Below are 24,298 nucleotides of genomic sequence, written 5' to 3' on the forward strand. Positions count from 1 at the left end.
GACCCGCTGTGGGCACGAGGCGAGCCGCTCATCGACGTCGCCGTGGCTGGCTGCGGGGATCGTCGATGATGCGGGGGATGGCATCCGGCGTGGCCGGGAGATGGCATTTGGGCGCGTTTCCCAGCCAGCTGAGAGCATGCTGCTCAAGCGTGCGTAGCTAATATTTGGATGCCTCTATGGCTGTCGCTAGTGCTGGTGGGCTGGGTGGTTGGTCATGTTCCTGAAGAGCTACCGGCAGGTGCAGCCTTGAGGTTGCGCATTTCCTCGCGCTTCGTGCGGCCTTCGGCCGCGCGGCGGGTGACGTAGGCGCAGGTGCGGGGGCCGGGGCCATGCAGGTTAGCGTGAGGGTGTAGAGGACTCCGTTGAGAAGTCGGTTGCACTGCGGCTGGGCCCGTGCTGGGTGGGGTTGTCTGACCGGCTGTAGTGAGGGGACGCCAGTCAGGGTGGCGAACGCGAACTTGGATTGCCGCACCCGTCCCGGCCTACAAGATCATCTTGGCGCGGCTAAGTGGGCAGGGCTGGACCTGACACGCCACAATCGACGAGTGACCGACGCATCAGTGACGACCGGGAAGCTGCTCCTTGTCGAGTACGAACGGTTGAAGGACGAGCAGAAGACGCGCATCGGTTTCCGGGACAACCTGGTCTACGCGACGCTCGGCGCGATGGCTGGCGTCGTCGGCGCAACGTTGACTCCCAAGGGAAATCTTGGCCTGCTTCTCCTGCTCCCGCCGGTGTGCCTGGTGCTCGGTTGGACGTACCTGGTAAACGACGAAAAGGTTTCAGCGATCGGGCGTTATCTGCGGCTCACGGTGGCGCCGAAGCTGTCCGAGTTGTCTGGGGCGACCGGCGACGAGGCGGCTGCGGTCTTCGGGTGGGAGGTGGCACATCGCTCCGATCCTGACCGGCTCATCCGGAAGCATCTTCAGCTTGCCGTCGATCTAGGCACGTTCTGTGTGCCGGCGCTGGCAGCCCTGGTGATTTACTGGGTCGCCGGGCCGCGCCGCGGCGATCTCATGACCGTGTCAGTGGTGGAGGCGCTGGCGATAGCCGCCCTCGCCGTCCAGATGATTCGCTACGCCGATCTAGCCAGCGAGAAATGAGCGAGGGGGGACGCCCAGGCAGCACTGTGCCGGCTTCTTTCCGGCGTCCTCGACGCCAGGCATGCCATTGATGGGCAGGCCGCGCGGGCCGCGTTGGTCCGGCCGACGACCGAACTTGAGCTTCAACCCGCTTGGGGATCCGATGATCAGCAACAGCTCCGGCGTACAGGTCGGCGACGGCAACACTCAGCACAACCACTACTACGGGCTCCCCACGCCCGGCGTGCCGCTGACGGAGTGGTGGAACGACACATGGTTGCCGTTCACCGACCCGCCCCTCGGCTTGGAGATCGTGCTGGCCGGGCGCCAGGAGCAGGCCGCCGCCCTGTGCGCCGCGCTCGACACCGGCCCGCCCGTCGTCGAGGTCGGGGGGGATCTAGGCGCGCTGGAGCTGAAGGCGTTCATCGCGGCGGCCCTGAACGGCACGCCGTTGGGCAATCGCACGCTGCTGATCGACGACCAGGCGGCCCTCCGCGCCAACCTGGCGGCGCAGGAGCCGCGGATCCTGGCCGTGCCGACCAGCCTGCCGCTGAACGAGATCCCGCTTCGGCGCCCGCACACCATCCTGGTGTACGGCAAGCTCGTGCCGAACCCGGCCGTGAGGGTGCCCGCGCTCGACGAGGAGGAGGTCGAGAGGCAACTGTCCGCCCCGATCGAGCCGGACCGGGCCCGGTCCCTCGGCGTCCTGGCCCGGCGTGGGCTGGGTCAGCTGTGGCGGGCCCTGGCCAAACACCACTCGCTCGCGATCCCGCCCTGGGCCCGGTCGGCCGATGCCCGCCTCCGGCGGCTGGCGCTGCTGGGCGGCTGGCACGGCGATCACGACGGCGATCGGGCGATCGTCAGTGAGTTCACCGGGGTGGATAACGCCGGGATGGCCGAAATCTCCGCTCAGGCGGCTGCGGACCCGGACACGGCGATGCTCGGGCACCTGGGTCAGCGGTGGTACGTGCAGGCGCCCGAGGACACCATCGTCCTGCTGGCGCCCAGCTTCACCGAGGAGGACCGGGCGGCATTCGCCGGCTTGGCGGTCCGCGTCCTCACCACGCACGGCGGGTCGGTGGCGATCCGGCGCGGCATCGCGGAGTCGCTGGCCGTCCTCGCGGTCCGCGGTGGTTCGGCCGACCTCGTGCACCGGGTGGTGCGCGAGGTTATGAGCCAGGCGAACGTCTCCCTCGCGGACGTGCTGACGTATCTTGCCGAGGCATCCCCAACCGCGTTCCTCGACGCCGTGCGGACCGGCCGCCCCTCCTCCCGGGCGGCCCTGGAGCTCCTCGCCTGGCCGACCGAGCATTTCGGCGGTGCGGTCGAGGCTCTGGCCCGGATAGCCGCGGCCGATCCGGCCAGCGATCAGCCGGGCCGGCCGGGCGCCTCGCTTGCCGAGATCTTCGAGGTCACACGGCCCCAGACCAACGCACCCCGACCGGTCCGGCTGCGCGCCCTGAAGCGGATGCTCCGCGACCAGCCCGAGGTCGCCCGGACGCTGCTGCTCGACCTGCTCCGGTCGGCCCGGCACGGAACCATCGGTACGTTCCACCCGACGCCGCTCCTGCGGGACTGGCCGATACCGGGGGCACCACCGCCGGCCGAGACCTACGCCGCCTTCCGGGACGTCGCCGGCCTGGCCTTGGACGACCTTGGCGACGACCCCGAGCGCTTCCTCGCCCTCATCCCGCTGTCCGACAACCTGCCCGACGACCAGCGCTCCGGCTTCGTGGAGCGGCTGATGTCCCTGTCCGGTTCGGTCGACGACCAGGACATGCGGCGGCGTCTGTCCGAGGCGCTCCGCGAACTGATCGCCCTGCACACCGACGTCGGCGACGCGCCGTGGGCTATGTCGGCCGACCAACTCGCGCCGTTCCGGCGGGCCGCCGACGCCCTCGCGCCGTCGCAACCGGCCGACCAGACGTTCTGGCTGTTCGGCAACCGGTGGCCCCAGCCGGAGGGCGTCACGAGGAGACGGTCCAGCGCGGAGTACTTCACCGAGCTGTCCCGGCTACGAGCCGAGGCGGTGGCGCGGGTCCTGGCCTCTGGCGGTCTCGACGCGCTGGTAGCGCTGGCCGACCGGACCGGGAACGGCGACCTGATTGGGTCCGCCCTCGCCCAGTCGCCGTCCACCGAGCACGATGACGTGCTGATGACCTGGCTGTCCGAGGACCGCCCGGCGAGCCGGCCGGACATCGCGTTCGAGTACTTCGCGCTGCGGATCCGGCGCGGCGCCGACTACCTCGACCGCACCTCGGATCCGACTGCGCGGGCGAGGCTGCTGCTGGCGCGGCGCGATCCGGAGAACACCGATCCCGGTCCCGAGGCGGCCGCCGTCTACTGGCGCGAGTTCGGCGTCAACGGACTCGGCCCGGAGTTCACCGGTGTCGCGAAGGCGGCGGCTGGCCTGATCAGCGTGGGCCGGTTCTCGGCGGCCCTGGATCTGATCGCGATGTACGCCGAACAGGTCGACACGCCCGAGGTCGCCGTCGAGGCGGCCACCGCCTGCGAGGGATTCGTCCGGTCGGCCGAGGAGGACCGCCGGCTTTCCGGATACGACCTGCAGATCGTCGTCGAACTGCTCGAACGTCACCGGGATGCGCTCGGACCGCATCGGGTGACCGAGATCGAGCTGAACCTCATCCCGCTCCTGCGCTACGACGCCCGTACGCCGACGATCCACGCCCGCCTCGCCGAGGACCCGGCCTTCTTCGCCGAGCTCGTCGAGACCGCCTTCCGGCCCGAGGGCTCCGACGAGACCGTCGACGACCCAGACCAAATCGCCCGGATCCGTGCCATTCGCCAGGTCCTGCGCTCCTGGCGCCGCTGCCCGGGCACCGGCCCGGACGGAACCATCGACGCCAAGGCCCTCGCCGCCTGGGTCGAGGAGGCAAGACGACGGTTGTCCGCCTCCGGCCGGCTGCGCCTCGCCGACGGGAAGATCGGCGCCGTCCTAGCTTTCGCCCAGCCGAACGAGGACGGCTCGGTGCCACCGCTGGCCGTGCGCGAGGTGCTGGAGGACGCCGACAGCGACGCGATGGACAGTGGTCTCTGGGGCGGCCTCTACAACCGGCGCGGGGTGACGTGGCGAGGCGCCCGGGACGGCGGCGCTCAGGAACGGACGCTGGTCAAGCGTTATCGGGAGTACGAACGTCAGGCCGAGGAGTGGCCTCGATCGCAGCGGATCCTCCGGCAGCTGGCCGACACATACGAGCGGGAGAGCCGCGAGCATGACCACGACGCCGAGGTCTGGCGACGCGGAATCGAGTGGTGACGATGGAGATGACATGGACCCGATCGACGTTCTGGTCGTCGCAGCGATCCCGCTGGAGCACGAGGCCGCCAAGGCCGGCATAGAGGACTGGACACTCTGCGACGAGGACGACCCGCATCCCTACCTCCGGGGCGAGTACCGATGTTCCGACGGCCGGCGGTTGTCGGTGGCGCTCGCCCGGCCGGTCCGGATGAGCGGCCGCTCGACCGGGGTCGCGGCCACCGCGCTGGTCGACCGGCTGCGTCCGGGCTGCCTGGCCATGCCCGGCGTGTGCGCGGGCAATTCGAGCCAGGTCGCGCTGGGCGATGTGGTGGTGGCCGAGATGACGTACGAGTACGACGAGGGCAAGCAGACCGGGGACGGCTTCGTCGGCGACCACCGGCAGTACCAGCTCGACCAGAAGTGGATACGCGCCGCGCAGGAGCTGAATCCTCCGAGCGGGCTGCCCAGCTACGGCCCCGCAACCGAGGAGGAGGCCGCCCTCTGGCTGCTGGAGCGGCTGCTCCTCGATCAGGACCCGGTGAAGCACCCGGCGTTCGAACGCTACTTCCCACCGGGCACGTGGCCGCAACGGCTGGAGGCGATCGAGGCCCGGGGGCACATCGTCCGGCCCGGGGTGGAGTGGGTGCTGACCGAGGAGGGCCGCACGTTCATCGAGCGCGCCCGCTACGACGATGTGCACGGGCCGGCGAAGCTGCCGTTCGCGGTGGCGGTGGCGCCCATGGCCAGTGGGAGCTACGTGGCCAAGGACGGCGAAGCCTGGGCGCGGCTGTCGGCGATGGGCGTACGCACCGTCACCGGCCTGGACATGGAGGCCGCGACCATCGCCACCGTGGCCGAGACCCAGGGCGTACCGGATTGGCTGGTGGTCAAGGGCGTCATGGACCACGCCGACCCGGCCAAGGACGACCGCTACAAGCGGTTCGCGGCCCGTGCCTCGGCCGAGGTCCTGTACGCCCTGCTGGACCGGCGGGCCGGCCGATCACCGAACCTGGCCGCACGCAACGTCTGGCTGGAGAATGTCCGGGGTCTGCAAGTCGGCGACCACAACGTCCAGCACAACACCTTCAACGGGCTGTAGCAGAGCCCCGGCAAAGCCGTCAGGTGATGCCGAGTAGGGGTCGGCCGGTCGTCACGCTGACCGCGGTCGGCCTCGTCCTGGCGGATCCAATTGCGCAACGCCTCGTGATGCAACCCAAGCTGGCGAGCCAGCTAGCGGATCTCGGGCTTCGGGTCTGACTCCCGATACAAGCGCACCGCACGTTCACACAGCTCATCGGGGTACCTCTTCGGTGCTGCCACGGAGGACTCCCTTCAGCTCCATCAGAGCATGATCGAAAGCCTCCTAGCTGCCGGGGGAACCTCACTCCAGACTCCGGCGAATCGCCGTTACTGCTGCTGAGCTGGGGACCGTCCGGCGGTAGTTTTTCTCAGCGCCGAACAACTGCTGAGGCCATCCTGGTTTCGACCGTCGATTGCCAGTAACGATGCGGAGGGGATTGTTGACACAGGGTGTGGCTGAACGTCATGTCCAGGGCACGGACGAGGAACACACGCCGCTGGATGACGATGGCTTTCTCGACATCGGGGCAGCCATCGGCATCACGCCGGCCGGTGAGCTCGCCGGCCGGCCGGGTAGCTTTGTCCTGCTTGGGCCAGGCGGCGTCGGGAAGTCAGTCGCCCTCGACGATCTTCGGCGGCGAGAGGACGGTGTCCAGGTAGATCTTGTAGGGCTTCGAGGCGCCGATGTTGGCCAGGCGATCCGTGAGGTGATCTCCCTCGGAAGGCCGATTTACTTAGATTCTTTGGATGAAGCCCTGCCTACCGAGCCGGCTCTTGCCCGGCTGTTGAACCGGGCGATCTCCGGACCCGGGACTGACGGGGTCAGATGGCGGCTCGCGTGCCGCCCGTCGGCTTGGACCAGGGCATTTGTCGACGGCGCCAACGTGGAGAAGTTGCGCCTGCTACCAATGACGCGCTACGCGGCCCGTCGCCTGCTCGCCTCGCTCGACGTCGATGAGGGTTTCCTGGATGCCTTGGCGGCTGCGGGCCAGAGCCGGTTAAGTGCCTCGCTGCTGCATTTCATCGCGGCGGCTCGGCAGTGGCAGGAGACAGGTCGCCTTCCCGGTAGGCGCGTGGACGTTCTGGAGTCAGAAGTCCAGCGGCTGCTGACCGAGCAGGAGGACCTTCGCCAGCCGCTGCGGACGGGCGCGGATGTGCGGCGCCGAACTGCCGGCCGGCTGGCAGTCTTCGCTGCGTTCGGCGGGGGCGGTCGGTTCGCCTTTCGTACCGGCACTAGTCAGGCTGCCGTCGCGATCACCGAGTTGCCGACCGATCCAGAGCCGGACCGCCCTGACGTCACGGTCGGGGGCGAGGTTTACGCGGAGGTGCTGGGCAGCGCGTTGTTCGACACCGCGCCCCGGGAAACGGTCGCATTCCGACACCAGGAGTATGTCGACTATCTCGCCGCGAAGTACGTGGTGGATCGGGCGCCCACGCGGTCCCAGGTAGCTGCACTTCTGGGCCTTACTGATGGAGTGCTACCGCGCTCGATGGTCGCGGTCGCGGCATGGATTGTGGCGCTGCGCCCGGAACTCGCCCACGTCGTGGCGCCCGCTAACGCAGTGGCGCTGGTCGAGTCCGAGGTCGACCTGCCCCCAGCGGCACGGGCAGTGGTCGTGGACGTGCTGCTTGCCGACGCGCGGGAGAACGACGCAGAGCCGCGGTGGTCCCTGGACCTGTCGGTCGTCGTACATGCCGACATTGAGCAGCAGCTCGTCGACCGGCTGGCAGTCGGGGTCGAACAACCTTTCGAGACATGGTGGATCTGCCAGCTAGCCCTGGCCGGGCGCGTTTCGGCGGTCGCTCCTGCGGCACTGACGATCGCGCTCGACGACCAGCTCCCGTCCTGGACCCGCAGGCCGGCAATCGCCGTGGTGACCAACCTTGGCTCACCGTCCGAGCGGTCGGCCCTGACCGAGGGGCTGAGGCTCGACCCGGATGCGGACCCAGACGACGAGTTGCGGGCAGGACTACTTGACGGGCTCTACCCGCGGCACATGACGACTACCGAGCTACTGCCCCTCGTCACCCGGCCGCGTCGTCACAATTTCATCGGCGCCTACCGGAAGTTTCTCTGGGAGTTTCCCGCCAGGATCCCAGACGCTGACCTGCCCGAGGCCCTCGCCTGGGCGCGTGGAAACCCTCAAGACCAGGTCTCCTTCAAGCACCGCCGATGGTGGAACGACGTGTCGGTCGGCATCGTGACGCGGGCCGTAGCCGTTTCCAGTGACCCGGCAGTGCTGGAACCGTTGGCCGCGCTCGTCGTCAATCTGGCCGGACACGCCCGGGTCGGCGCTCCCTGGACTCTGGACATCGCCCAGCGCCGGCAACTCGCCCTCGCAGTCGCGAAGCGAGTCGACCAACGTCGATGGTCTATTCTCTTTCAACTCGGTCTCGTCACCGCTGATGACATTGACTGGCTGACGACCGCCGTCGACGATGAACGAGCTACTGGCCGCGACGCCCTGGCTCGATGTCTTCAACGGCTGACTGCCCAGCCTGCGCCTGCCGACGAACAGGAGACCGAGGAGCAGGAGACCGAGGAGGAACCCGATCCTGCCGCATTGCGAGCAGCTCTAGCGGCGGCCCGACTCGACCTTGCCGCATGGGCCGCCATTCCGATCGAACTTGTGGCGGGCAGCAAGCTGGAAGCGCTTTTCTTCTGTGACATCGCTGCCCGGCCAGGCTGGTCACTGCTGACCGCAGACGAGCAGAAGGAGGTTCTCGACCGGGGCCTCAAATATGTGAATGAACATACCCCCGACCCTGGCCTATGGTTGGGTAAAACCTCGATCACTCGCGGTGACATCCGCGACTGGTCTGGCGTCTATCTGCTGACCACACTGGCCCGCCACGCGCCAGAACGCCTCAGCGAACTTCCGCTGACGACGTGGGAGCAGTGGGCGCCCGCCATCGCGAACGCCTGGGCCTACGGCGACAAAAATCTACTCGGGAAGCTCGTCGACCTCGCTCCCGCCGATGCGAAGGCCAAGATCCGCAACGCGGTCCGGAGCGCGCTCGACAGCCGCTCCGAATGGCAGCGCACACCAATGTACGAGTACTTTGCCCAAGACCTAGCGCATGACCTGGCTGTCGCCCTGACGCGGCACCGCTATCCCGACCACCAGAACGCCGACGTCCTCGCCTTCCTCATCGAGCATGCCCCAGACACTGCCGGTGCTGTGGCCAGGTCGGTGGCGAACGACGGGGACTCGCAGCTTTCCCGCGCTGCGAGCCGACACCTAGCTGGCATCGACGCCCCTGACTCGATCAACCGCCTGCTGACCGAGGCGAGCTCACCCGGAGTGTTCCTCGCATCTCTTGAGGGTCTGCCGCTGGACACCCTCGGCGACGGCAGCCTGATCGACCTGACCCGCCTTCTGCTCGGTAGACTCCCATCCGCCGAGGCGTCGGAGGGAATTGAGGACTCGTTCGACAGTCCGTCGCAGCGAGAAGGCCGCATGTGCGGCTACACCGTCGCGCGGATGGCCGATCGTGGCCTCGTCAGAGAGCTCCAAATGCTGGTCGACGGACAGTCACCACAAGCGCAGGCGCTCATCCGCCACCACCTGCGCCATGCCCGCCAGGTCGCGGCCGACAACGCCCAAGCCCGGCTCAACCCGACCAGTCTGCTCAACCTGCTCGGCCGCTCGGATCTGCGGCTCATCCGCAACTCCGGCGACCTGATTCGTGTCCTGTTGGACCACTTTGACGAGCTACAGCACGAAATCTCACGCAACAACGGCTTCCGGGACTTGTGGTCACCGGATGGCCGGAGCCTCGGAAGTGAGGACGACATCACCGACTGGGTGCGTCGCCGCCTGGCCGAACGGCTCGGCTCAGACCGGATCATTCTCACCCGGGAGCCCCAGGTCGAACGCATGGCGGTCAGGGGCTCCGGCACGCGCATTGACCTGAGCGCGGGCGCGCCGACCAACACCGCGCCCATGGAAGTTGCCGAAGCGATCATCGAGGCGAAGCTCGCCAGCAACAACGAGCTGCCCACCGCACTGCGAACTCAGCTCGTACAGCGATACCTCGCGGCAGCCAGGCAGCGGCACGGCATCTACCTCGTGTACTGGGTTCCGCCCAGACAACGTACCTCCGGCCCGCGCAAGTACGCCGACAAGCAGGAACTCCTCGACGACATGCGGCGCTGGGCCTCAGAAGTCACACCGCAGTTCGACGTAAGCGTCTACGTGCTCGATGTCAGCTGGCCGATGCGTCAAAGATGAAAGACGATCGATCACCGACGCCGTCGTCAGAGCCCTTCCTACCCGAGGTTCTTGAGAGGGCTGAAGGAGTGCCGGTCAAGCTGCGGCTGGAGCCAGGACAGTACCGGGCTGCCCAGGGATCGGTGTGCCGACAGCTTCACCGCTCGTCTGCTAACGGTGGCCGGCGGCTGTGGTAGTGATCTTGGGTAGGGCGATGTCAGAGGGTCGGCTTAGCCTCTGGACGGAACCTTCGGCGGTACACACTGGACGGGCGGGCGCATGACCAGGAATGATCTTATAGGCGGGGGCTTGTCTGACCGCGGCGTAAAAGCGCAGCAAATTGTCCGATCTGCTAAAGCTGCCTATCGCCTCTATTCTGAGCTTGGGGCTGCATTGGATAATGCCCCCCGGTCCGAGGAGAGAGTCTCTGGTTCCCGTGCTTGGGCGGGCGCGCCTCGCGGGCAGATCGTAGACGCAAGAAAGGCGATCAAAGAAAGTGTTTGCTCGGTGGCGCAGGCCATAATCGAAGCCCAAAAAATCGCCCTAGAAGAAAATTCCATGGAAAATTTGCTGAGTGTGATTCAAGACAACGCGAACTGGCTGGTAGAAAACTCTGAAATCCATGACTTATCTGATGGATTGCGCCACATTGCTGAAGCGCCAGAGTTGTGGTACCTGGCCTATCGAGAGGCATCGGATTGGGTCAAGGCGGGCGCCTGCACGTTGGCAACGGAGGGCGCGCGATGCGGAGGCGACCTCTACCAGAATCGCGACGACCGAAGTGTCATGTGCGTCTTGTGCGGTGCTGTCGGTTCAGTCGAATGGTGGGTCGCGTCTAGCACAAGAAAGCAGATTCCGCTGGACGCACCTGCCGTTGCCGCATACTTGACCGTTAGCTGGCAGCGTCCGGTCGCTGCTGCGCTGATTCGGTCCTGGGCGCGTTCGCCGCAGTCCACGGGCATCTCGGCTATGCTCGCAGATGGCCAAGTCGAGTCTAAAAAAGTTGGGCAACTGCGTGGTAGGTGCCGAGTTTTGTATGATCTAAAGGCGGTGCTGGCGCATGCAGAGCGAATCTGGGGTCCGGCGAGTGTGTCCTTTAGGAGTGCAGCCAACTCTCGCGAGGATGCTTTCCGGCAATGAGGCGTCCGATACCCCCGCTGTGGGGTGACGCAGAAGTTGGATTCACGGTTTTGATGGCTTCAGCTACGCGCTGACTCGCTGGGCTCTACCTAATGACGTGCGGGTCTGCAATTAGCGCAATCGGTTCCCATCTCGGCCCGGAAGGCCCGTCGATTCTCTTCGTCTCTAGTAAGAAAATCATATGTCCGTACTTCTACCTGGTACCGGAACGCCACTTGGCGGAGGAGTTCCCGATCGCGAGGAGTGCGGGTGTCGGCGCGACCGATGATGACGATGCCGGGCAAGAAAGCTCCACTAATGTCAAGGAGGCCGAGGCCATCTTGATACTGTGGACGCCGGGCCAAAGCTTGATTATCTATGAGCCACCGGCGCCACTCCCCAATCTGGGATATTCCTTTTCGGAGACTTCGGCTTGGGGTGCCGTCCTTGTTGAACAACGACGCAGTCGGGCTCTCGAGCTCGATCGCAGTCCACTTCACGCCACCGCTGTCCAGGCGGGCGGTGAGAAAATCAGGTACATACCGACCGCCTAGTCGGACCTGCGGCAGTACCCAACGGCAGTACATGCCCAACTCACCGGTTAGTGCGGCCGGGTAGCGTTCAAGGAACCGTTGGAGCGGCCGTTCGTCCTCCGCCGAGTCGAGAATGCGGCGGTATTCACTAAGGATGTCTTCGTTCACGTCTGCGACTGGATCGTGACCGCAGATCGGCAGGTGGCCCGCCCGCTGGAACTCGGCGGTGACTTCGGCGATGTAGTGTTGATAGCTCACCACAACAGAATGCATGACGCCGTATACGCGTGGGCAGGGTGGAGGGCGGAAGGCGCCCTGACCGGCTGGTCATTCAGTCCCTGACGTTCTCCTTCCGGGCTGGTCGTAGGTTGAGCATCTCGGGTGCGCTGGCCCCATCTGTGGCATGTCGTCGCAGTAGGTTGAGGAGGTCTTCTGCCAGGGCTGGCCGAACGCGAGCCGGTACATCACCAGGTCCGACTTGAGCCGGCCGAGCTTCGCTTGGTCGCGGCTGAGCGGGTACGGCAGGACATGCCGTTCGATCTTCGCCGACCCGGGGAACACCCAGTACGGCGCGAAGTCGCCAAGCTCTTCAGAAACCGCTCGTGCCGCGTCATACAGAGCCTTCCACACGTCCGGCTCCGGGGAGCGTAAGGCCTCAGCACGGTGCGCGGCGGCGACGTTTCGGCGTACGGCGTGTCCGCCGAAGCGGTGGACCCGGCCCTCCCGCTGCTCAAAGTCGACGGGGTTGGCGGGGTGTTCCAGTGCACGACGGCGGAGCACCACTGGTGGAAGTCGATGCCTTCCTGGCCGGGGCTGGTGGTGGCGACGACGAACGGCCAGAACGGACTGTTGAAGGCCCGACGGACGGACTCCTTACGGTTGACCTGGGATTGTTCTTCGCCGCGGCCGCTGTAGCGCAGCGCGAACCGGCCGGGCAGTTTGATCCGCTCGTCGGGGTGGTGCGGGTTGAAGGCTTCGTACGTCGACGGTCGGCTGGCGATCGCCTGCTGCGCTTCGTCGGCGAGCCGGCAGAGTTCCTCGTCGTCGTGGCGGGTGTCGGCGGCACCGCTGCGCAGGGTGTGCAGGTGCTCGTCGAGGACGGCCTGCAGACCGCCGGCGGCGCAGTACCGCAGCACCGCCTGCCAGTAGACCGAGCCCATCGATAGGCTGTCGAGCAGCTGCGCGGATTCCGGTCGGTTGAACAGGGACCGCAGCCCGTTCGCCAGGACCGCTGCGGCGCTCCTGCGGATACAGCGTCAGTCCGCCGTTCACCTCATTCGGGAAGTTCGCCGGTGCCCCTGGCAGCGTCGCGTGCCAGGCACCGCTCGATTGGTCGGCCAGTTCATCGGCCTCGGACAGGCCGGAGGTCAGCCGTCGGTCCGGGGCGTCATCGTCACCCGTGCGGATGCCGTACCGCAGCAGCGCCGCCGCATAGATGGCTGGTGGCAGGGTTCGCACACCGACGCCGGCCCGCCGGCCCGCCGGCCGATCACACCTCGGTGTCGTCCCCGCGTAGCAGCGCAGCGATCGCCTTCCGCTCGTTGCCGTCAATTTGCGCGGCGAGGCGCTCACCGCGCAGGCCACGCCGCTGCGCCTCCTGGTAACACCACGGCACGATCAGCAGGTACCGCGCCCGGGTCTGCAGCACCGAGGTCCCGGGAAACAGCAGGTCACTGAACGCGTCGCGGACCTGGCCGACGCCCAACTCGTCCCGGCTCTCCGCGTCGCTGAACAGCTTGAGCAGCTCACGCATCCGGTTCTGGTCGTCGCGGGAACTGTCCAGCCAGCTCAATCTCGAGGCCATCAATACCCTCCGCTCATCCTTATGCACCATCGATGAGGTCGCTGAGCGGGCCGGTGGGCAGAGCGATCCAGCCCTCGACACGTGTGACCGTCCGCTGCTCGTCGCTCGGCTGGACTGCCTTGCCGATCGCCGCGGCGCGCGCGTTCAAGGCCGCGATCACCGAGTCGAACGCGTCATGGCTGCGCCGACACAGCCTTTCAAAAGCACCCAACTCCAGCCAGGGCGCGGCCTCGCGAAGCGCAGTAACCAGATCGGCATGCTGCACGTGCTGGCCCCGGCCCTTGTAACCGCGGTACGCCAATCCCCAGCGGCACAGGGCCGCCGCCGGGTACACCTCCACGATCCTGCCGCCGCCGCCGCAGCGGTCGACGTCGTGTCCGGCGGCAGCGAGCATCGCCAGCAATCCGGCGCAACGGAAGGCGGCGTGAGCGATGCGGTCCGCGGCCACACTGAGCGGGATGATGCTCGTCTCCTCGCGGACCACCTCGTCTGTCAGCCGGTAAGCCAGGTGACGCCGCCACTGGGTGCCATCGGCATCGGCATCGGTGACGTGGCCGATTCGATGGGCCTGCACGAGCGCGACGAAAGGTTCCGGCCAGCCGAGGGGGCAGTCCAGTCCGACCTTGTCAGCGTGCTCGCTGGCCTCGACGATGCGGGCGTCGCTGACGTCGAGGACTAGGTCCCGCACCATGGCGCGGTCTGGCAGCCATTCGACCGTGGCCATCGCCGTACGCTTGTCCGCCGCTGCAAGGTCGACGCCGAGGGTCAGCACCGCACCACTCTAGGTGTCGTTAGCTCGGCAAGACATGGCTCGACCGACGGTCGTTAGCTGACACTTAGCTGTATCCGGGCTCCGATGCGCTGAGCCAGGGCTGGGTGCGGCTCGGCGGCTTTGTCCACGGCGCGACGTTCCGCAGCACACCGATACAATGTTCGTCCACTGGGTCGAGCGGTCGATCGCGGTGCACCCGTATCGCCTCTTGCGTTCAGGCGGCTGGCCTTCGACGTGGCCGGTCCGTTATGGCGGCGGCCAGGGCGGCGCCGGTCGCAGCCAGATCTATGGGCGTGCCGGCGAGCTGATGGGCCAGCTCATCGATGCGATACCGCAACAGTCGCTGATATCGGACTGCGTAGACGGCGATATGAGTGACGCGGTGACCGTTGTGAACGGCGAGCAGCGCGTACGTCAGGATCTGACGGATCAGCTCGTCAAGATAGCGGTCCTCGTCGAGTCGACCACTCTTCACTTCTAATATGGTGGTGCCAAGGAGGAAGTCGGCGTGGCGGCGTCCGTCGAGCAGGGACAGCTGCGCGGTCGCCGGCCCGTAGGAGCGGAATGCGCCGTGGAAGCCACTGGAGTAGCTGGCCCAGACGGTACGGAACGCACGCCTCGTGTGATACGTCTCGTCGACACGACCGCTGAGGAGACGCGGGTACTGCTCAAGGAGATGCTGCGCGACATCCACGGAGTCTGAGCAATGACGATCAAGATCATTGAGCAGATTGCGAACGTGGGCGAGCCGACTGGCGACGGTGAAGACACGCGCTGGCTGCGGCGCTGAGCCGCTACGGCGCCAGACGCCGTATGCCGTGTCGGCGTTGTGGGTGGGCCCGTAGCCGGCCATGTTGAGCAATCGGCCCGCGAGGTCGTTGTCGAGGCAGTGGAGCAAGCGAAGGTACGGGCTCTGATCGCACAAGGCAAGGCCAATCGCGAGTTCCACAACGTGGCCGAAGAAAGACTTGTTCGGCGGGTCGATCAGCAGAACTGGGCAGCGGCGAAGATCCGCCGCAATGCTGGCGCGCAGAACATGCTGGTACGGAAACGTCTCGGCCAGCAAGGCGCCGACGGGATTCTGCGAGACGCCATGGGATCCGGCGATCATGGTGCTACTCCTCTCACGGCGGGAGCGACGCTGACCACGGGTGCGGCAGCGTGGGGCCCGACTGGTAGGCAACGCGCGAGACAGGCGGCCCGTCCGCGATAGGCGGAACGTCCTCAGTGAACAGGTGGGATATAGCCGCATGCGGTCTGTAGCCCTCGGCGTTCACGCCGCGATGTGGGCTCCGCGAGAGGAAGCGGCAAGCAAGGGGAGACGGATAGACCGGCGTCCCGACTCCTGCACCGTACGACAGACACGAGCGACGCACAAGGACCTCTACGCCCACCGCTTTGAGTAGCGTGGCCGGCCAAGCACCGGTTCCGCTCAGCTGGCTTATGGTCGTCCGGGACGCGGTATGCGGGTGCTCGCCGGGTGCTCGCGCGCCGTGGACGACGGGCATCCAGTGGCACACGGCGGCCCACAGGCAATGGACTGGTAGGGGCCGTGGGACTGTCAGCGCCGTACGGGACCGATGAGCATGGCATCGACGGGGCTCTTAATCCGCGGGTTCGGGGTTCGAGTCCCTGGCGGCGCACAGATGGCAGAGGCCCTGGTTCGTTCACCCCGAACCAGGGCCTTTTCGTCGTGCCCGTTCGGACGCCGCAACCTGGCCGGACCTCGGACCCATCGACGGCCGGGCGGAATAGATCATATTCTGACCCGTCGAAGGAGGCCGTCGTGTCCGCCACCCGGAGCGTGCTCACCCCGGCCACGTCGGCCGGTCCAACCGGCCTGCGCCCCCGCACCTGGACCGCGCTGATCGTGCTCGGGCTCGTCGGGCAGATGGCCTGGACCATCGAGAACATCTACCTGAATCTGTTCGTGTACGACACGATCACCGACGATCCCAACGCGATCGCCACGATGGTCGCCGCCAGCGCCGTCACCGCCACCGTCGCCACCCTGCTGCTCGGTGCCCTCTCCGACCGGACCGGCCGGCGCCGGTCGTTCATCGCCGGCGGCTACCTGCTGTGGGGCGTCTCCACTGCCGCCTTCGGTTTCCTGACAGTGGGGTTCGTGGAGGACATCGCGCCCGTGGCGAACGTCGTGCTGGTCACGGCGATCGCGGTCATCACGCTGGACTGTCTGATGTCCTTCCTCGGCTCGGGGGCGAACGACGCGGCGTTCCAGGCGTGGGTCACCGACGTGACCGAGCCGGCGAACCGCGGCCGGGTCGAGTCGGTGCTCGCCGTCATGCCGCTGGTCTCGATGCTGGTCATCTTCGGCGGGTTCGACGGGCTGGCCCGCACCGGGAACTGGCAACTGTTCTTCGTGGTCATCGGCGCGCTCATGGCCGTGGCCGGTTTGCTGGCCTGGTTCCTGGTCGAGGACAGCCCGTCACTCGTCCGGCACGAGGGCGGCTACCTGCGCGCCGTCGTCCACGGTCTGCGCCCGGCCGCCGTCCGGGCCAACCCGGGGCTCTACCTCGCCCTGGCGGCCTGGTCGATCTGGGGGATCTCCACCCAGGTGTTCCTGCCGTATCTGATCATCTACCTGCAGCGGTATCTGCGGATCGAGGGGTACGCGATAGTCCTGGCCGTCGTCCTCGTCACGGCGTCGGCGGTGAGCGTGGTCGGCGGGCGGCTCATCGACCGCGTCGGCAAGGTGCGCTTCCTGCTGCCGGCAGTAGTGGTCTATGGCACCGGGCTGGCGCTGATGTTCTTCGCCCGCGGCATGGTGCCCGTGATCGCCGCCGGGATCGTGATGATGTCGGGCTTCATGCTCGTGCTCGCCCCGATCGGTGCCATCGTGCGCGACTACTCACCGCCGGACCGGGCCGGCCATGTCCAGGGGCTGCGGATGGTCTTCGCCATCCTCGTCCCGATGCTCGTCGGTCCGTACCTCGGCGCCGCCGTGATCACCGGCGCCGGCGAGGTCTACGAGGATCTCGGCGTGGTGAAGCAGGTTCCGACGCCGGGCATCTTCCTCATGGCGCTCGCAGTGCTGGTCCTCATTTCGGTGCCGGCCGTGGCGCTGCGGCGGCGGGAGCAGGAGGCTCGGGCATGACGCTGCTGACGACGTGGGGTGCCACGCTCGACGCGGAGCGTGTCCTGCCCGAGTATCCCCGCCCGCAGTTCGCCCGGGACAGTCATCTCAACCTCAACGGCCGGTGGGAGTACGCGATCACCGGTTCGTCCACCGAGCCGGAACGCTACGACGGCCGGATCCTCGTGCCGTTCTCTCCGGAGTCCGCGCTCTCCGGCGTCGGGCGGCAGCTCCAACCGGGCGAGACGCTCTGGTACCGCCGTCCGCTGACCCTCCCGGCGGGCTTTCACGCTGCCGGTTCGCGCCTGTTGCTGCACTTCGGCGCGGTCGACCAGACCTGCCGGGTCTACCTGAACGATGTTCCGGTCGGCGGCCACACCGGCGGGTATCTGCCATTCACCTGCGACATCACCGACGCGCTCCGCGAGGACGCCAACGTCCTGGTCGTGGCGGTCCAGGACGACAGCGACACCGGCCACCACTCCCGGGGCAAGCAGCGGTTGCGCCGCGGCGGCATCTGGTACACCGCCCAGTCCGGGATCTGGCAGACGGTGTGGGCCGAGAGCGTGCCCGCCGTACACCTGCGGAGCCTCACCCTGACCCCGCTCCTCGACGAGCGGTGCGTCGAGGTGACGGCGCACGCGACGGCGGATGCCGGCGACGCCGGCATCCGGATCCTGGCCGACGGGGTCGCGGTGGCCGAGGCCACCGCGCCGGTCGGCGTAGCGGTGCGCATCCCGATCCCCGAGGTACGGCAGTGGAGCCCCGAGGATCCGTTCCTCTACGACGTGACCGCCGAGTTGGGCGCGGACCGGGTACGCAGCTATTTCGGCATGCGCTCGTTCGGTGTCGGACCGGACCCCGACGGCGTGCCCCGGCTGCTGCTCAACGGCCGGCCGTACTTCCACGCCGGGATCCTCGACCAGGGCTACTGGTCGGACGGCATGTACACGGCGCCCTCCGACGAGGCGATGATCGCCGACATCGCCACCATGAAGCGGCTCGGGTTCACCATGCTGCGCAAGCACATCAAGATCGAGCCGCTGCGCTGGTACCACCACTGCGACCGGCTGGGGATGCTGGTCTGGCAGGACATGGTAAACGGCGGCAGCAGTTACCACCCGCTGGTCGTCACCGCGCCGGCGGTGACGCCGCTGCGGCTGCCCGACCGGGGCCGGTGGCGGCGCTGGTTCGGCCGTGCCGACGCCGGCGGACGGGCCCGGTTCCGGGCCGAGCTGCGCGACACCGTCGAGCATCTGCGCAACGTGGTGAGCCTCGCCGTGTGGGTGCCCTTCAACGAGGGCTGGGGGCAGTTCGACGCGGCCCGGATCGCCCGCGACGTCGCCGAACTCGACAGCACCCGTACTGTCGACCACGCCAGCGGCTGGCACGACCAGGGCGGCGGTGACCTGCGCAGCCTGCACGTCTATTTCCGCCGCTTCCGGGTGCCGCGGCGACGCGGCGACCGGCGGGTGCTGGTGCTGTCGGAGTACGGCGGCTACAACCTGCGCGTCGACGGGCACGCCTTCAGCCGCAAGGATTTCGGCTATCGGCGGTGCCGGAGCGCCGAGGAACTGGCGGAGGCGTTCACGCGGCTGCACCACGAGCAGATCGTGCCCGCGATCCGGACCGGTCTGAGCGCGACCGTCTACACCCAGCTGTCCGACGTGGAGGACGAGCTGAACGGCTTGCTCACGTACGACCGGCGCGTGGTCAAGCTTCCCGAGGAGGTGGTCCGGCAGGTCAACGAGCGGCTGCGTCACCAGCGGTTCTGAGCTTCCTCCGCCCAGCCGGCCAGGCCGTCCACCGCCACCCGTTCGCCGTCGTCCGCCTGGACCCAGCCGGAGAAGTGCCCGAAGCACTGGTGGGTCTCGCTCGCCACGACGCCGAGGTTGGTGCGCGAGATCTTCTCGTGGAACGGGTGGAACTCCACAGCGACCCGATCACCGCTGATCCGCCACGGCCGCAGCCAGTCGTGGCGGTCGTAGCTCCACTGCAGTTCGGCGCCGAGCTTGTGCAGCCGGCCGCCGAGAAACAGCGCGTTCTCGGTCGAGCCGGTGCCGTCGGTCCACTTGCCGCCGAGCTGGATCGACACGTCCGATCCACTGCCCGCCGCCCAGTTCCAGGTGATCGCGTACGGCCACTTGCCCCGGCCGTGGTCGAGCACGGCGAACGAGTCCCGCTCGTCCACGGCGTGCGTCGTGCCGTCGACCCGTAGCGAGCCGCGCACCGGCCGCCCGACGTCCTTGACCGTGTACTGGAACCGGCGCGGGCTCCACGGGACCACGACGCCGAGCGACTCGTGGCCGGGCGGGAGCGGCACCACGAGGTCGATCTCGATGCCCGGCGCGGTGGCACGGATCGTGCTGCCCTCGCCTGTCTGGTCGATGTCGATCGACAGGCCGCTCCCACGGGCGCTCACGGTGCCCGCTCCGCTGACCGGCGGCAGCACGGCGCCACGGGCGAACGGGACCACGACGTCCTTGCCGGTCTCGACCTTCGTGGCGCGGTCGAGCACGTAGACACCGTGCACCCCGGCGTAGTCCAGCGACGACGCGACGAGACCGACGATGTGGGTGGGCGTCACGATCCCCCAGTACTCCCAGCGCTTGGCCCTTCCCCAGCCGCGCAGGTTCGCCCGGTGCAGCGGCCGGCGGGTCCAGCCGACCGCGGCGGAGTTGAGCCGCCCGTCCGGCAGGCACAGGTCGACCGGCTCGACGATCTCCTTCTCGTGCGTCATCGGGGGAGCGTAGCGACCGCCTCAGTAGTCGATGTTGATGGCGGCGACCTGGCGGCTGCCGTTGAAGACGATCGCCGGGCCGGCGAAGCGGGAACTGGCGTACGTCAGCGCCGTCTTGTGCCCGGGGCTGTTGAACCAGGCCTCGATCATCTGCTCCGGCGAGGAGTTGCCCGACGAGGCGAACAACACCTCGTGCCCGCAGTGCTGCAGGCCGCTCGCGTTGAGGTTCTTACGTACGCAGGACTCCGCCTCCCGGTGCTGCGCCGCGCCGAGTTTGACCTCGTTCAGCCCGAGCGCGCGACGCCGCTCGTTGAGCAGCACCAGCAGCCGCCGTTCCGGGGCGGACAGGCCGGTGGACGTGGCGGCGGACCTGGAGGGCGACGACGACGGGGTCGGCCTGGGCGACTTGCTGGGCTTCGCCGACCTGCTGGGGGTGGGGATCGGGCGGGCAGCGGTCGGGGACGGCTCCACCGCGGCCGGCGAGGGTGTGAGCGCCGGTGCGGCGGTCGCGGCCGAGGGCTGCGCGGCTGCCGCCCTCGCCTGCTGCGGTTTCGGCTCGCTCGGGTAGTTGGCGAGGACGAGCGCGCCGCCTCCGGCCACCGCGACGGCGGCGACGACGCCGACCAGGACCTTGGACAACGAGAGCCCCGGCCGGGCTCCGGCGGTCACGGCGTGGAGGCCCGGCGAGGCGGCCTGCGACCCGGCGACGGTGTGCATCGTGTGGGTGACGTCCGAGGCGAGTGCGGCCGGGGGCGGCGTGAGCGCCAGACCGGCCAGCAGCCGCTCGGCGGGGACCAGGTCGTTCGTCGCGTCCGGGCAGTGCGGGCAGTCCCGGATGTGCCGGGCGAACCGCTTGCGCCACACCGGCGCCGGCTGACGGTCCCAGCGGGCGGCCGCGTCGGCCAGGGCGGCGCAGCCGGGCCGGGCGGTGAGCGCCCGCACCACCAGCCGGGCGGTGTCCAGCTGAGCCTTCATCCGGGACACCCGAACGGTCACGTGGTGCGGCGCCAGGTTCAGGGCGTCGACCAGGTCGGCGCGGCTGAGGTGACCGGCCTCGACCAGCCACCAGAGGGACAGCAGGTGACGGTGGTCGTCATCCAGCCAGCGGGTGGCCAGGACGACCTCCCGGCGCTGGTCGGAGAGGCGGAGCTGGGTAAGCGTCAGGTCCTCGAAGTCCGAGCGCGGGTCGATCACGGTGTCGATGTCCTCCGGCGGCGCCGGTGTGGCGGCCCGGCGCTGCGTGTGGGTGCGGATCTCGTTCATCGTGACGGCCACCAGCCACGAGCGGAAGAGCTGCGGCTCGCGCACGCCCGCCAGGCCGCGTACGACGTTCAGCATCGTGTTCTGCACCACGTCGTCGACGTCTGCCGACCGGTTCAGTGCCCGGCCCACGATGTTGTAGACCAGCGGCAGACAGTGCGAGACCAGCTCGTCCATCGCCGCCCGGTCGCCGCGGCGCGCCGCGTCCACCACCGCCGACATGCCGGCCCTGCTCGGGTACGCGGGATAGGACACCCTCACCACCTCGTCTTCGCGCAAACGATCTCGTACACGGTGGAGACTGTCCGGTACGCGGTCAGGTCACACAAAATGCGTGCCCTGTCGGAGGAGAGCGCTATCTTCTCCGCCATGCCATTGATCACAGTCACCGACGAGGTCGTCGGAGCGCCGAGCGGACCCGCATGGACCATCGAGGTCTTCGAGGAAGAGGTACGCCTCGACGAGCTGATCCGGCGACGCGTCTTCCTGGAGATCGCCGAGTCCGGCGTGGACGCCGATCCGGAGGAGCGCACCCGGACGACGCTGGAGGCGTTCGGCCGTAACGCCTTCGTGGTGCTCGTCGACGACCGCCAGGTAACCGCCCTGGACGAGAAGGTCCGCCTGCACGCGGGATCCCGCGTCACCTTCCTCAAGCTCGTCCCGCTGGTGGGTGGCTGAATGAAGACGTACGACCCCGAGTCGGCCCTGCGCGATGTGGCCGCCACCGCCAAGAAGTGGTGGGGCCCGAGCGCCCAGAACCTCAACGAGACCGCCAAGCAGGAATTCGTCGACCGGGTGGTGACGGTGTGCGGCTGGGCACCGGCGGGGACGGTCCCGGCGCTGCTCGCCGCGCTCAAAGATCCGCACGGGCCCTACGATCTCGCTGCGCCGTTGGTCGAGCTGCTGCCGGAGGCCACCCGGAAGGTCGAGTCGGTTGCCGCCGCCGTGGCCGACCTGACCGGCGACGACGCGGATCACGACAGGCGTGTCGCCGCCGCTTCCACCCTGATCGACAGCCTGCCGCACCTGCCGTACCAGCACGAGGAGCCGTGGGACCGGGCCCGGGGCGAGGCGTGGCGCCGGACGGCGGAACTGCTGGCCGCGCAACCGGCACCGGTACGGCAGGTGGTGTTCGACGCGCTGGCGGTGCCGGGGCTCAACAAGGACGGGGCGAGCAAGCTGATCACTGCCGCGCGCTCCGGCGGCGGGCTCGACGGCTCGGCCTGGCTCGGCCGGCTCGGCACTCAAGCATGGCTGGGATTCAATTACTGGAGTTGGCACCTCAAGCGGTTCACCTGGGAGGCCATCCAGGCGGAGGCCTCGGCCGGGCGGGTGGATCCGGCGGCGTTGGCGACCTGGCGGCGGACCCGGATCGAGCGTTCCTCCAGCGACACGAGCGACGAGGCCGATCGGATGTGGCCGATCCCCAACGTCGGTGAGCAGTGGGCCGACCGCGCCGTCGCGGACATCGAGGCGATGCCGGCGGATCGCCGGTCCGCGTGGGAGGCGCTGCTGGCGCACTGTCCGGTCGAGGTGGACAAGGCGAAGCCGACGGCCGGTTGGCGCAAGCAGGCTCGGTCGCTGCTCGACGCGGTGGGCGTCGACGATTTCACCGCCCGGCTCGACGACTGGCTCCCGCTCGTCGGGCAGGCGCGCAGCCTGCCGCTGCGCATGACCACATGCTGCCCCGGCCACATCAAGGACATGCCATCACGGATGATCGACCGCTACAACGTCGGGCTGCTGTGGGGCCTGATCTGGATGCGGACGATGTGCCCGCCGTCGGAGGAGAGCCTGCGCAGCCTCGGCCAGATCGCGGAACGGGCCGCCCGCAAGATCTCCGGCCACGGCCCGGCGAGCCCGAAACTGGCGAACGTCGCGGTCGCGGCGCTCGTCGACACCGATCACCCGGCCGCGCTCGCCCAACTGGCGCGGCTGTCCTCGCGGCTGACCTACAAGAGCACCCTGCGCCTGGTGGAGAAGGGGCTGACCCGGCACGCCGAGGCGCGCGGCGTCAGCCGGGAGGACGTCGAGGAGATGGCCCTGCCCGGCTTCGGGCTGCCGCTCGCGGACAAGCTGGGCGACTGCTCGTACGAGCTGGAGGTGCGCGGTGTCGACGCCGTAGTGGTGTGGCGCAACGCCGACGGCAAGGTGGTCAAGACGCCTCCGGCCCAGGTGCGCAAGGAGCACGGCGAGGAGGTGAAGGAGCTGAAGGCGACTGTCGTCGACGTCGCCGCGACGCTCGTCGCCACCCGCGACCGGCTGGAAGGGCTCCTGCGGCGCGACCGTTCGTGGACCGTCGAGCAGTGGCGCGAACGGTTCCTGGACCATCCGCTGGCCCGTACGCTGGCCCGGCGTCTGGTCTGGACCGTCGATGGCGTCGCCTGCTGCTGGGCCGGTGAGGCGCTGCGAACAATGGACGACACCGTGGTCGAGCCGGCCGACGAGGCGACGGTCCGGCTGTGGCATCCGGTGCTCGACCCCGACGCGGTGGGGTCGTGGCGAGACTTCCTCAGCCGGCACGGGATCACCCAGCCGTTCAAGCAGGCGCACCGGGAGCAGTACCTGCTCACCGACGCGGAGCGGGCCACGGGCATGTACTCCAACCGGTTCGCCGCGCACATCGTGCGTCAGCACCGGCTCAACGCGCTGCTGTCCCGGCGCGGCTGGTCGTACGTCCAGCACCGCAACGATGGGGCCTCGTACGACCTGCCCTGGCTGGCCCTCCCGGACTGGGGGCTGCGCGCCGAGCTGGGTGTCGCCGGGATCGAGGACCGGGGCGACGACCTCGTGTTCGACACGATGGGGACCGACCAGCTGTTCTTCATCCGGGGAGAGCGCCTGCCGGTTCCGCTGGCGGAGGTGCCGCCGGTCGTGCTGAGCGAGGTGATGCGCGACGTCGACCTGTTCGTGGCCGCGGCCGGGGTGGGCGCCGACCCGAACTGGTACGACGGCGGGCCGGAGGGCCGGTACCGCGACTACTGGGCGGGGAGCAGCTTCGGCGAGCTGACCCCGACCGGCCGCACACGCCGGGAGGTGCTGGCGGACCTGATCCCCCGGCTGGCGATCGCCGGCCGCTGCACGCTCACCGACAGGTTCCTGGAGGTACGCGGCGACCTGCACACGTATCGGATCCACTGCGGCTCGGGGAACATCCTGATCGCCCCGGACGAGCGGTACCTGTGCATCATCCCGGACTCGGCGAAGGCGAAGGAGCCGGAGATGTACCTGCCCTTCGAAGGCGACAGCCGGCTCACCGAGATCATCAGCAAGGCGTTGCTGCTTGCCGCCGACAAGAGGATCAAGGATCCGGTGATCCTGCACCAGCTGTGAGGCCGCCG

The 24,298-nt window shown here is 68.3% G+C and carries 17 protein-coding genes; 10 read left to right on the forward strand and 7 right to left on the reverse strand.

The window, feature by feature from the left end:
* Positions 1-545: 545 nt before the first annotated feature.
* From O7546_RS04570 to O7546_RS04590, 5 genes are all read left to right on the forward strand, one after another.
* On the forward strand, positions 546-1,103 hold the full coding sequence (locus O7546_RS04570) for a hypothetical protein (RefSeq protein ID WP_281600527.1): 558 nt from the start codon (positions 546-548) through the stop codon (positions 1,101-1,103).
* A 142-nt stretch (positions 1,104-1,245) separates the two neighbouring features.
* Positions 1,246-4,359 carry a hypothetical protein gene (locus O7546_RS04575; RefSeq protein WP_281600528.1) on the forward strand — a complete coding sequence of 1,038 codons (3,114 nt, stop codon included), beginning with the start codon at positions 1,246-1,248 and terminating at the stop codon, positions 4,357-4,359.
* Between the two features lie 13 nt (positions 4,360-4,372).
* The gene (locus tag O7546_RS04580) at positions 4,373-5,440 is read left to right on the forward strand and encodes a hypothetical protein (protein ID WP_281600529.1); all 1,068 of its coding nucleotides are present in this window, start codon (positions 4,373-4,375) and stop codon (positions 5,438-5,440) included.
* A 421-nt stretch (positions 5,441-5,861) separates the two neighbouring features.
* Positions 5,862-9,656: a hypothetical protein gene (locus O7546_RS04585; protein ID WP_281600530.1), complete on the forward strand. Its 3,795-nt coding sequence runs from the start codon at positions 5,862-5,864 to the stop codon at positions 9,654-9,656.
* 288 nt (positions 9,657-9,944) lie between these two features.
* The gene (locus tag O7546_RS04590) at positions 9,945-10,775 is read left to right on the forward strand and encodes a hypothetical protein (protein WP_281600531.1); all 831 of its coding nucleotides are present in this window, start codon (positions 9,945-9,947) and stop codon (positions 10,773-10,775) included.
* Between the two features lie 89 nt (positions 10,776-10,864).
* Here O7546_RS04590 and O7546_RS04595 read toward each other — a convergent pair whose 3' ends face one another.
* Entirely contained in the window at positions 10,865-11,545 is a 681-nt protein-coding gene (locus O7546_RS04595; RefSeq protein ID WP_281600532.1) for a Shedu anti-phage system protein SduA domain-containing protein, read from the reverse strand.
* A gap of 69 nt (positions 11,546-11,614) precedes the next feature.
* Positions 11,615-12,070: a hypothetical protein gene (locus tag O7546_RS04600; RefSeq protein ID WP_281600533.1), complete on the reverse strand. Its 456-nt coding sequence runs from the start codon at positions 12,068-12,070 to the stop codon at positions 11,615-11,617.
* Between the two features lie 2 nt (positions 12,071-12,072).
* Between O7546_RS04600 and O7546_RS04605 the strand changes: the two genes are divergently transcribed.
* Positions 12,073-12,453, forward strand: coding sequence for a hypothetical protein (locus O7546_RS04605; protein ID WP_281600534.1), 381 nt, complete (start codon positions 12,073-12,075; stop codon positions 12,451-12,453).
* 323 nt (positions 12,454-12,776) lie between these two features.
* On the opposite strand, the gene O7546_RS04610 is transcribed toward O7546_RS04605, so the two are convergent.
* The 3 genes from O7546_RS04610 to O7546_RS04620 form a co-directional block, all read right to left on the reverse strand.
* Positions 12,777-13,091 (reverse strand): DUF6361 family protein, encoded by a 315-nt coding sequence (locus O7546_RS04610; protein WP_281600535.1) that lies wholly within the window; start codon positions 13,089-13,091, stop codon positions 12,777-12,779.
* Positions 13,092-13,110: 19 nt separating this feature from the next.
* A complete protein-coding gene (locus tag O7546_RS04615; RefSeq protein WP_281600536.1) occupies positions 13,111-13,863 on the reverse strand; it encodes a DUF429 domain-containing protein in 753 nt (250 codons plus the stop codon).
* 214 nt (positions 13,864-14,077) lie between these two features.
* The gene (locus O7546_RS04620) at positions 14,078-14,974 is read right to left on the reverse strand and encodes a hypothetical protein (RefSeq protein WP_281600537.1); all 897 of its coding nucleotides are present in this window, start codon (positions 14,972-14,974) and stop codon (positions 14,078-14,080) included.
* Positions 14,975-15,649: 675 nt separating this feature from the next.
* Here O7546_RS04620 and O7546_RS04625 point away from each other — a divergent pair.
* Both O7546_RS04625 and O7546_RS04630 read left to right on the forward strand, forming a co-directional pair.
* The gene (locus O7546_RS04625; RefSeq protein ID WP_194799593.1) at positions 15,650-16,978 is read left to right on the forward strand and encodes an MFS transporter; all 1,329 of its coding nucleotides are present in this window, start codon (positions 15,650-15,652) and stop codon (positions 16,976-16,978) included.
* On the forward strand, positions 16,975-18,732 hold the full coding sequence (locus O7546_RS04630) for a sugar-binding domain-containing protein (protein ID WP_269696253.1): 1,758 nt from the start codon (positions 16,975-16,977) through the stop codon (positions 18,730-18,732). Before O7546_RS04625 ends, O7546_RS04630 begins: the two co-directional genes overlap by 4 nt.
* Here the strand turns inward: O7546_RS04630 and O7546_RS04635 are convergent.
* Together O7546_RS04635 and O7546_RS04640 are read right to left on the reverse strand one after the other, a co-directional pair.
* A complete protein-coding gene (locus O7546_RS04635) occupies positions 18,717-19,697 on the reverse strand; it encodes a DUF2804 domain-containing protein (RefSeq protein WP_194799595.1) in 981 nt (326 codons plus the stop codon). The two genes, O7546_RS04630 and O7546_RS04635, sit on opposite strands and share 16 nt — an antisense overlap.
* A 21-nt stretch (positions 19,698-19,718) precedes the next feature.
* Entirely contained in the window at positions 19,719-21,212 is a 1,494-nt protein-coding gene (locus tag O7546_RS04640; protein ID WP_194799596.1) for a sigma-70 family RNA polymerase sigma factor, read from the reverse strand.
* Between the two features lie 114 nt (positions 21,213-21,326).
* On the opposite strand from O7546_RS04640, the gene O7546_RS04645 reads away from it, so the two are divergent.
* The gene (locus O7546_RS04645; protein ID WP_194799597.1) at positions 21,327-21,635 is read left to right on the forward strand and encodes a hypothetical protein; all 309 of its coding nucleotides are present in this window, start codon (positions 21,327-21,329) and stop codon (positions 21,633-21,635) included.
* On the forward strand, positions 21,636-24,290 hold the full coding sequence (locus tag O7546_RS04650; protein WP_228531617.1) for a DUF4132 domain-containing protein: 2,655 nt from the start codon (positions 21,636-21,638) through the stop codon (positions 24,288-24,290). It begins immediately after the preceding gene.
* Positions 24,291-24,298 lie beyond the last annotated feature (8 nt).

Origin of the sequence: Micromonospora sp. WMMA1976 (assembly GCF_027497335.1) — a bacterium.
GTDB classification, from domain to species: Bacteria; Actinomycetota; Actinomycetes; order Mycobacteriales; family Micromonosporaceae; genus Micromonospora; species Micromonospora aurantiaca.

What these genes read in the sequence shown, in the direction of transcription:
- O7546_RS04620 (WP_281600537.1), bottom strand. Translation starts at nt 14,974, where the DNA reads ATGATCGCCGGATCCCATGGCGTCTCGCAGAATCCCGTCGGCGCCTTG.
- O7546_RS04630 (WP_269696253.1), top strand. Translation starts at nt 16,975, where the DNA reads ATGACGCTGCTGACGACGTGGGGTGCCACGCTCGACGCGGAGCGTGTC.
- O7546_RS04650 (WP_228531617.1), top strand. Translation starts at nt 21,636, where the DNA reads ATGAAGACGTACGACCCCGAGTCGGCCCTGCGCGATGTGGCCGCCACC.
- O7546_RS04635 (WP_194799595.1), bottom strand. Translation starts at nt 19,697, where the DNA reads ATGACGCACGAGAAGGAGATCGTCGAGCCGGTCGACCTGTGCCTGCCG.
- O7546_RS04575 (WP_281600528.1), top strand. Translation starts at nt 1,246, where the DNA reads ATGATCAGCAACAGCTCCGGCGTACAGGTCGGCGACGGCAACACTCAG.
- O7546_RS04580 (WP_281600529.1), top strand. Translation starts at nt 4,373, where the DNA reads ATGGACCCGATCGACGTTCTGGTCGTCGCAGCGATCCCGCTGGAGCAC.
- O7546_RS04610 (WP_281600535.1), bottom strand. Translation starts at nt 13,091, where the DNA reads ATGGCCTCGAGATTGAGCTGGCTGGACAGTTCCCGCGACGACCAGAAC.
- O7546_RS04645 (WP_194799597.1), top strand. Translation starts at nt 21,327, where the DNA reads ATGCCATTGATCACAGTCACCGACGAGGTCGTCGGAGCGCCGAGCGGA.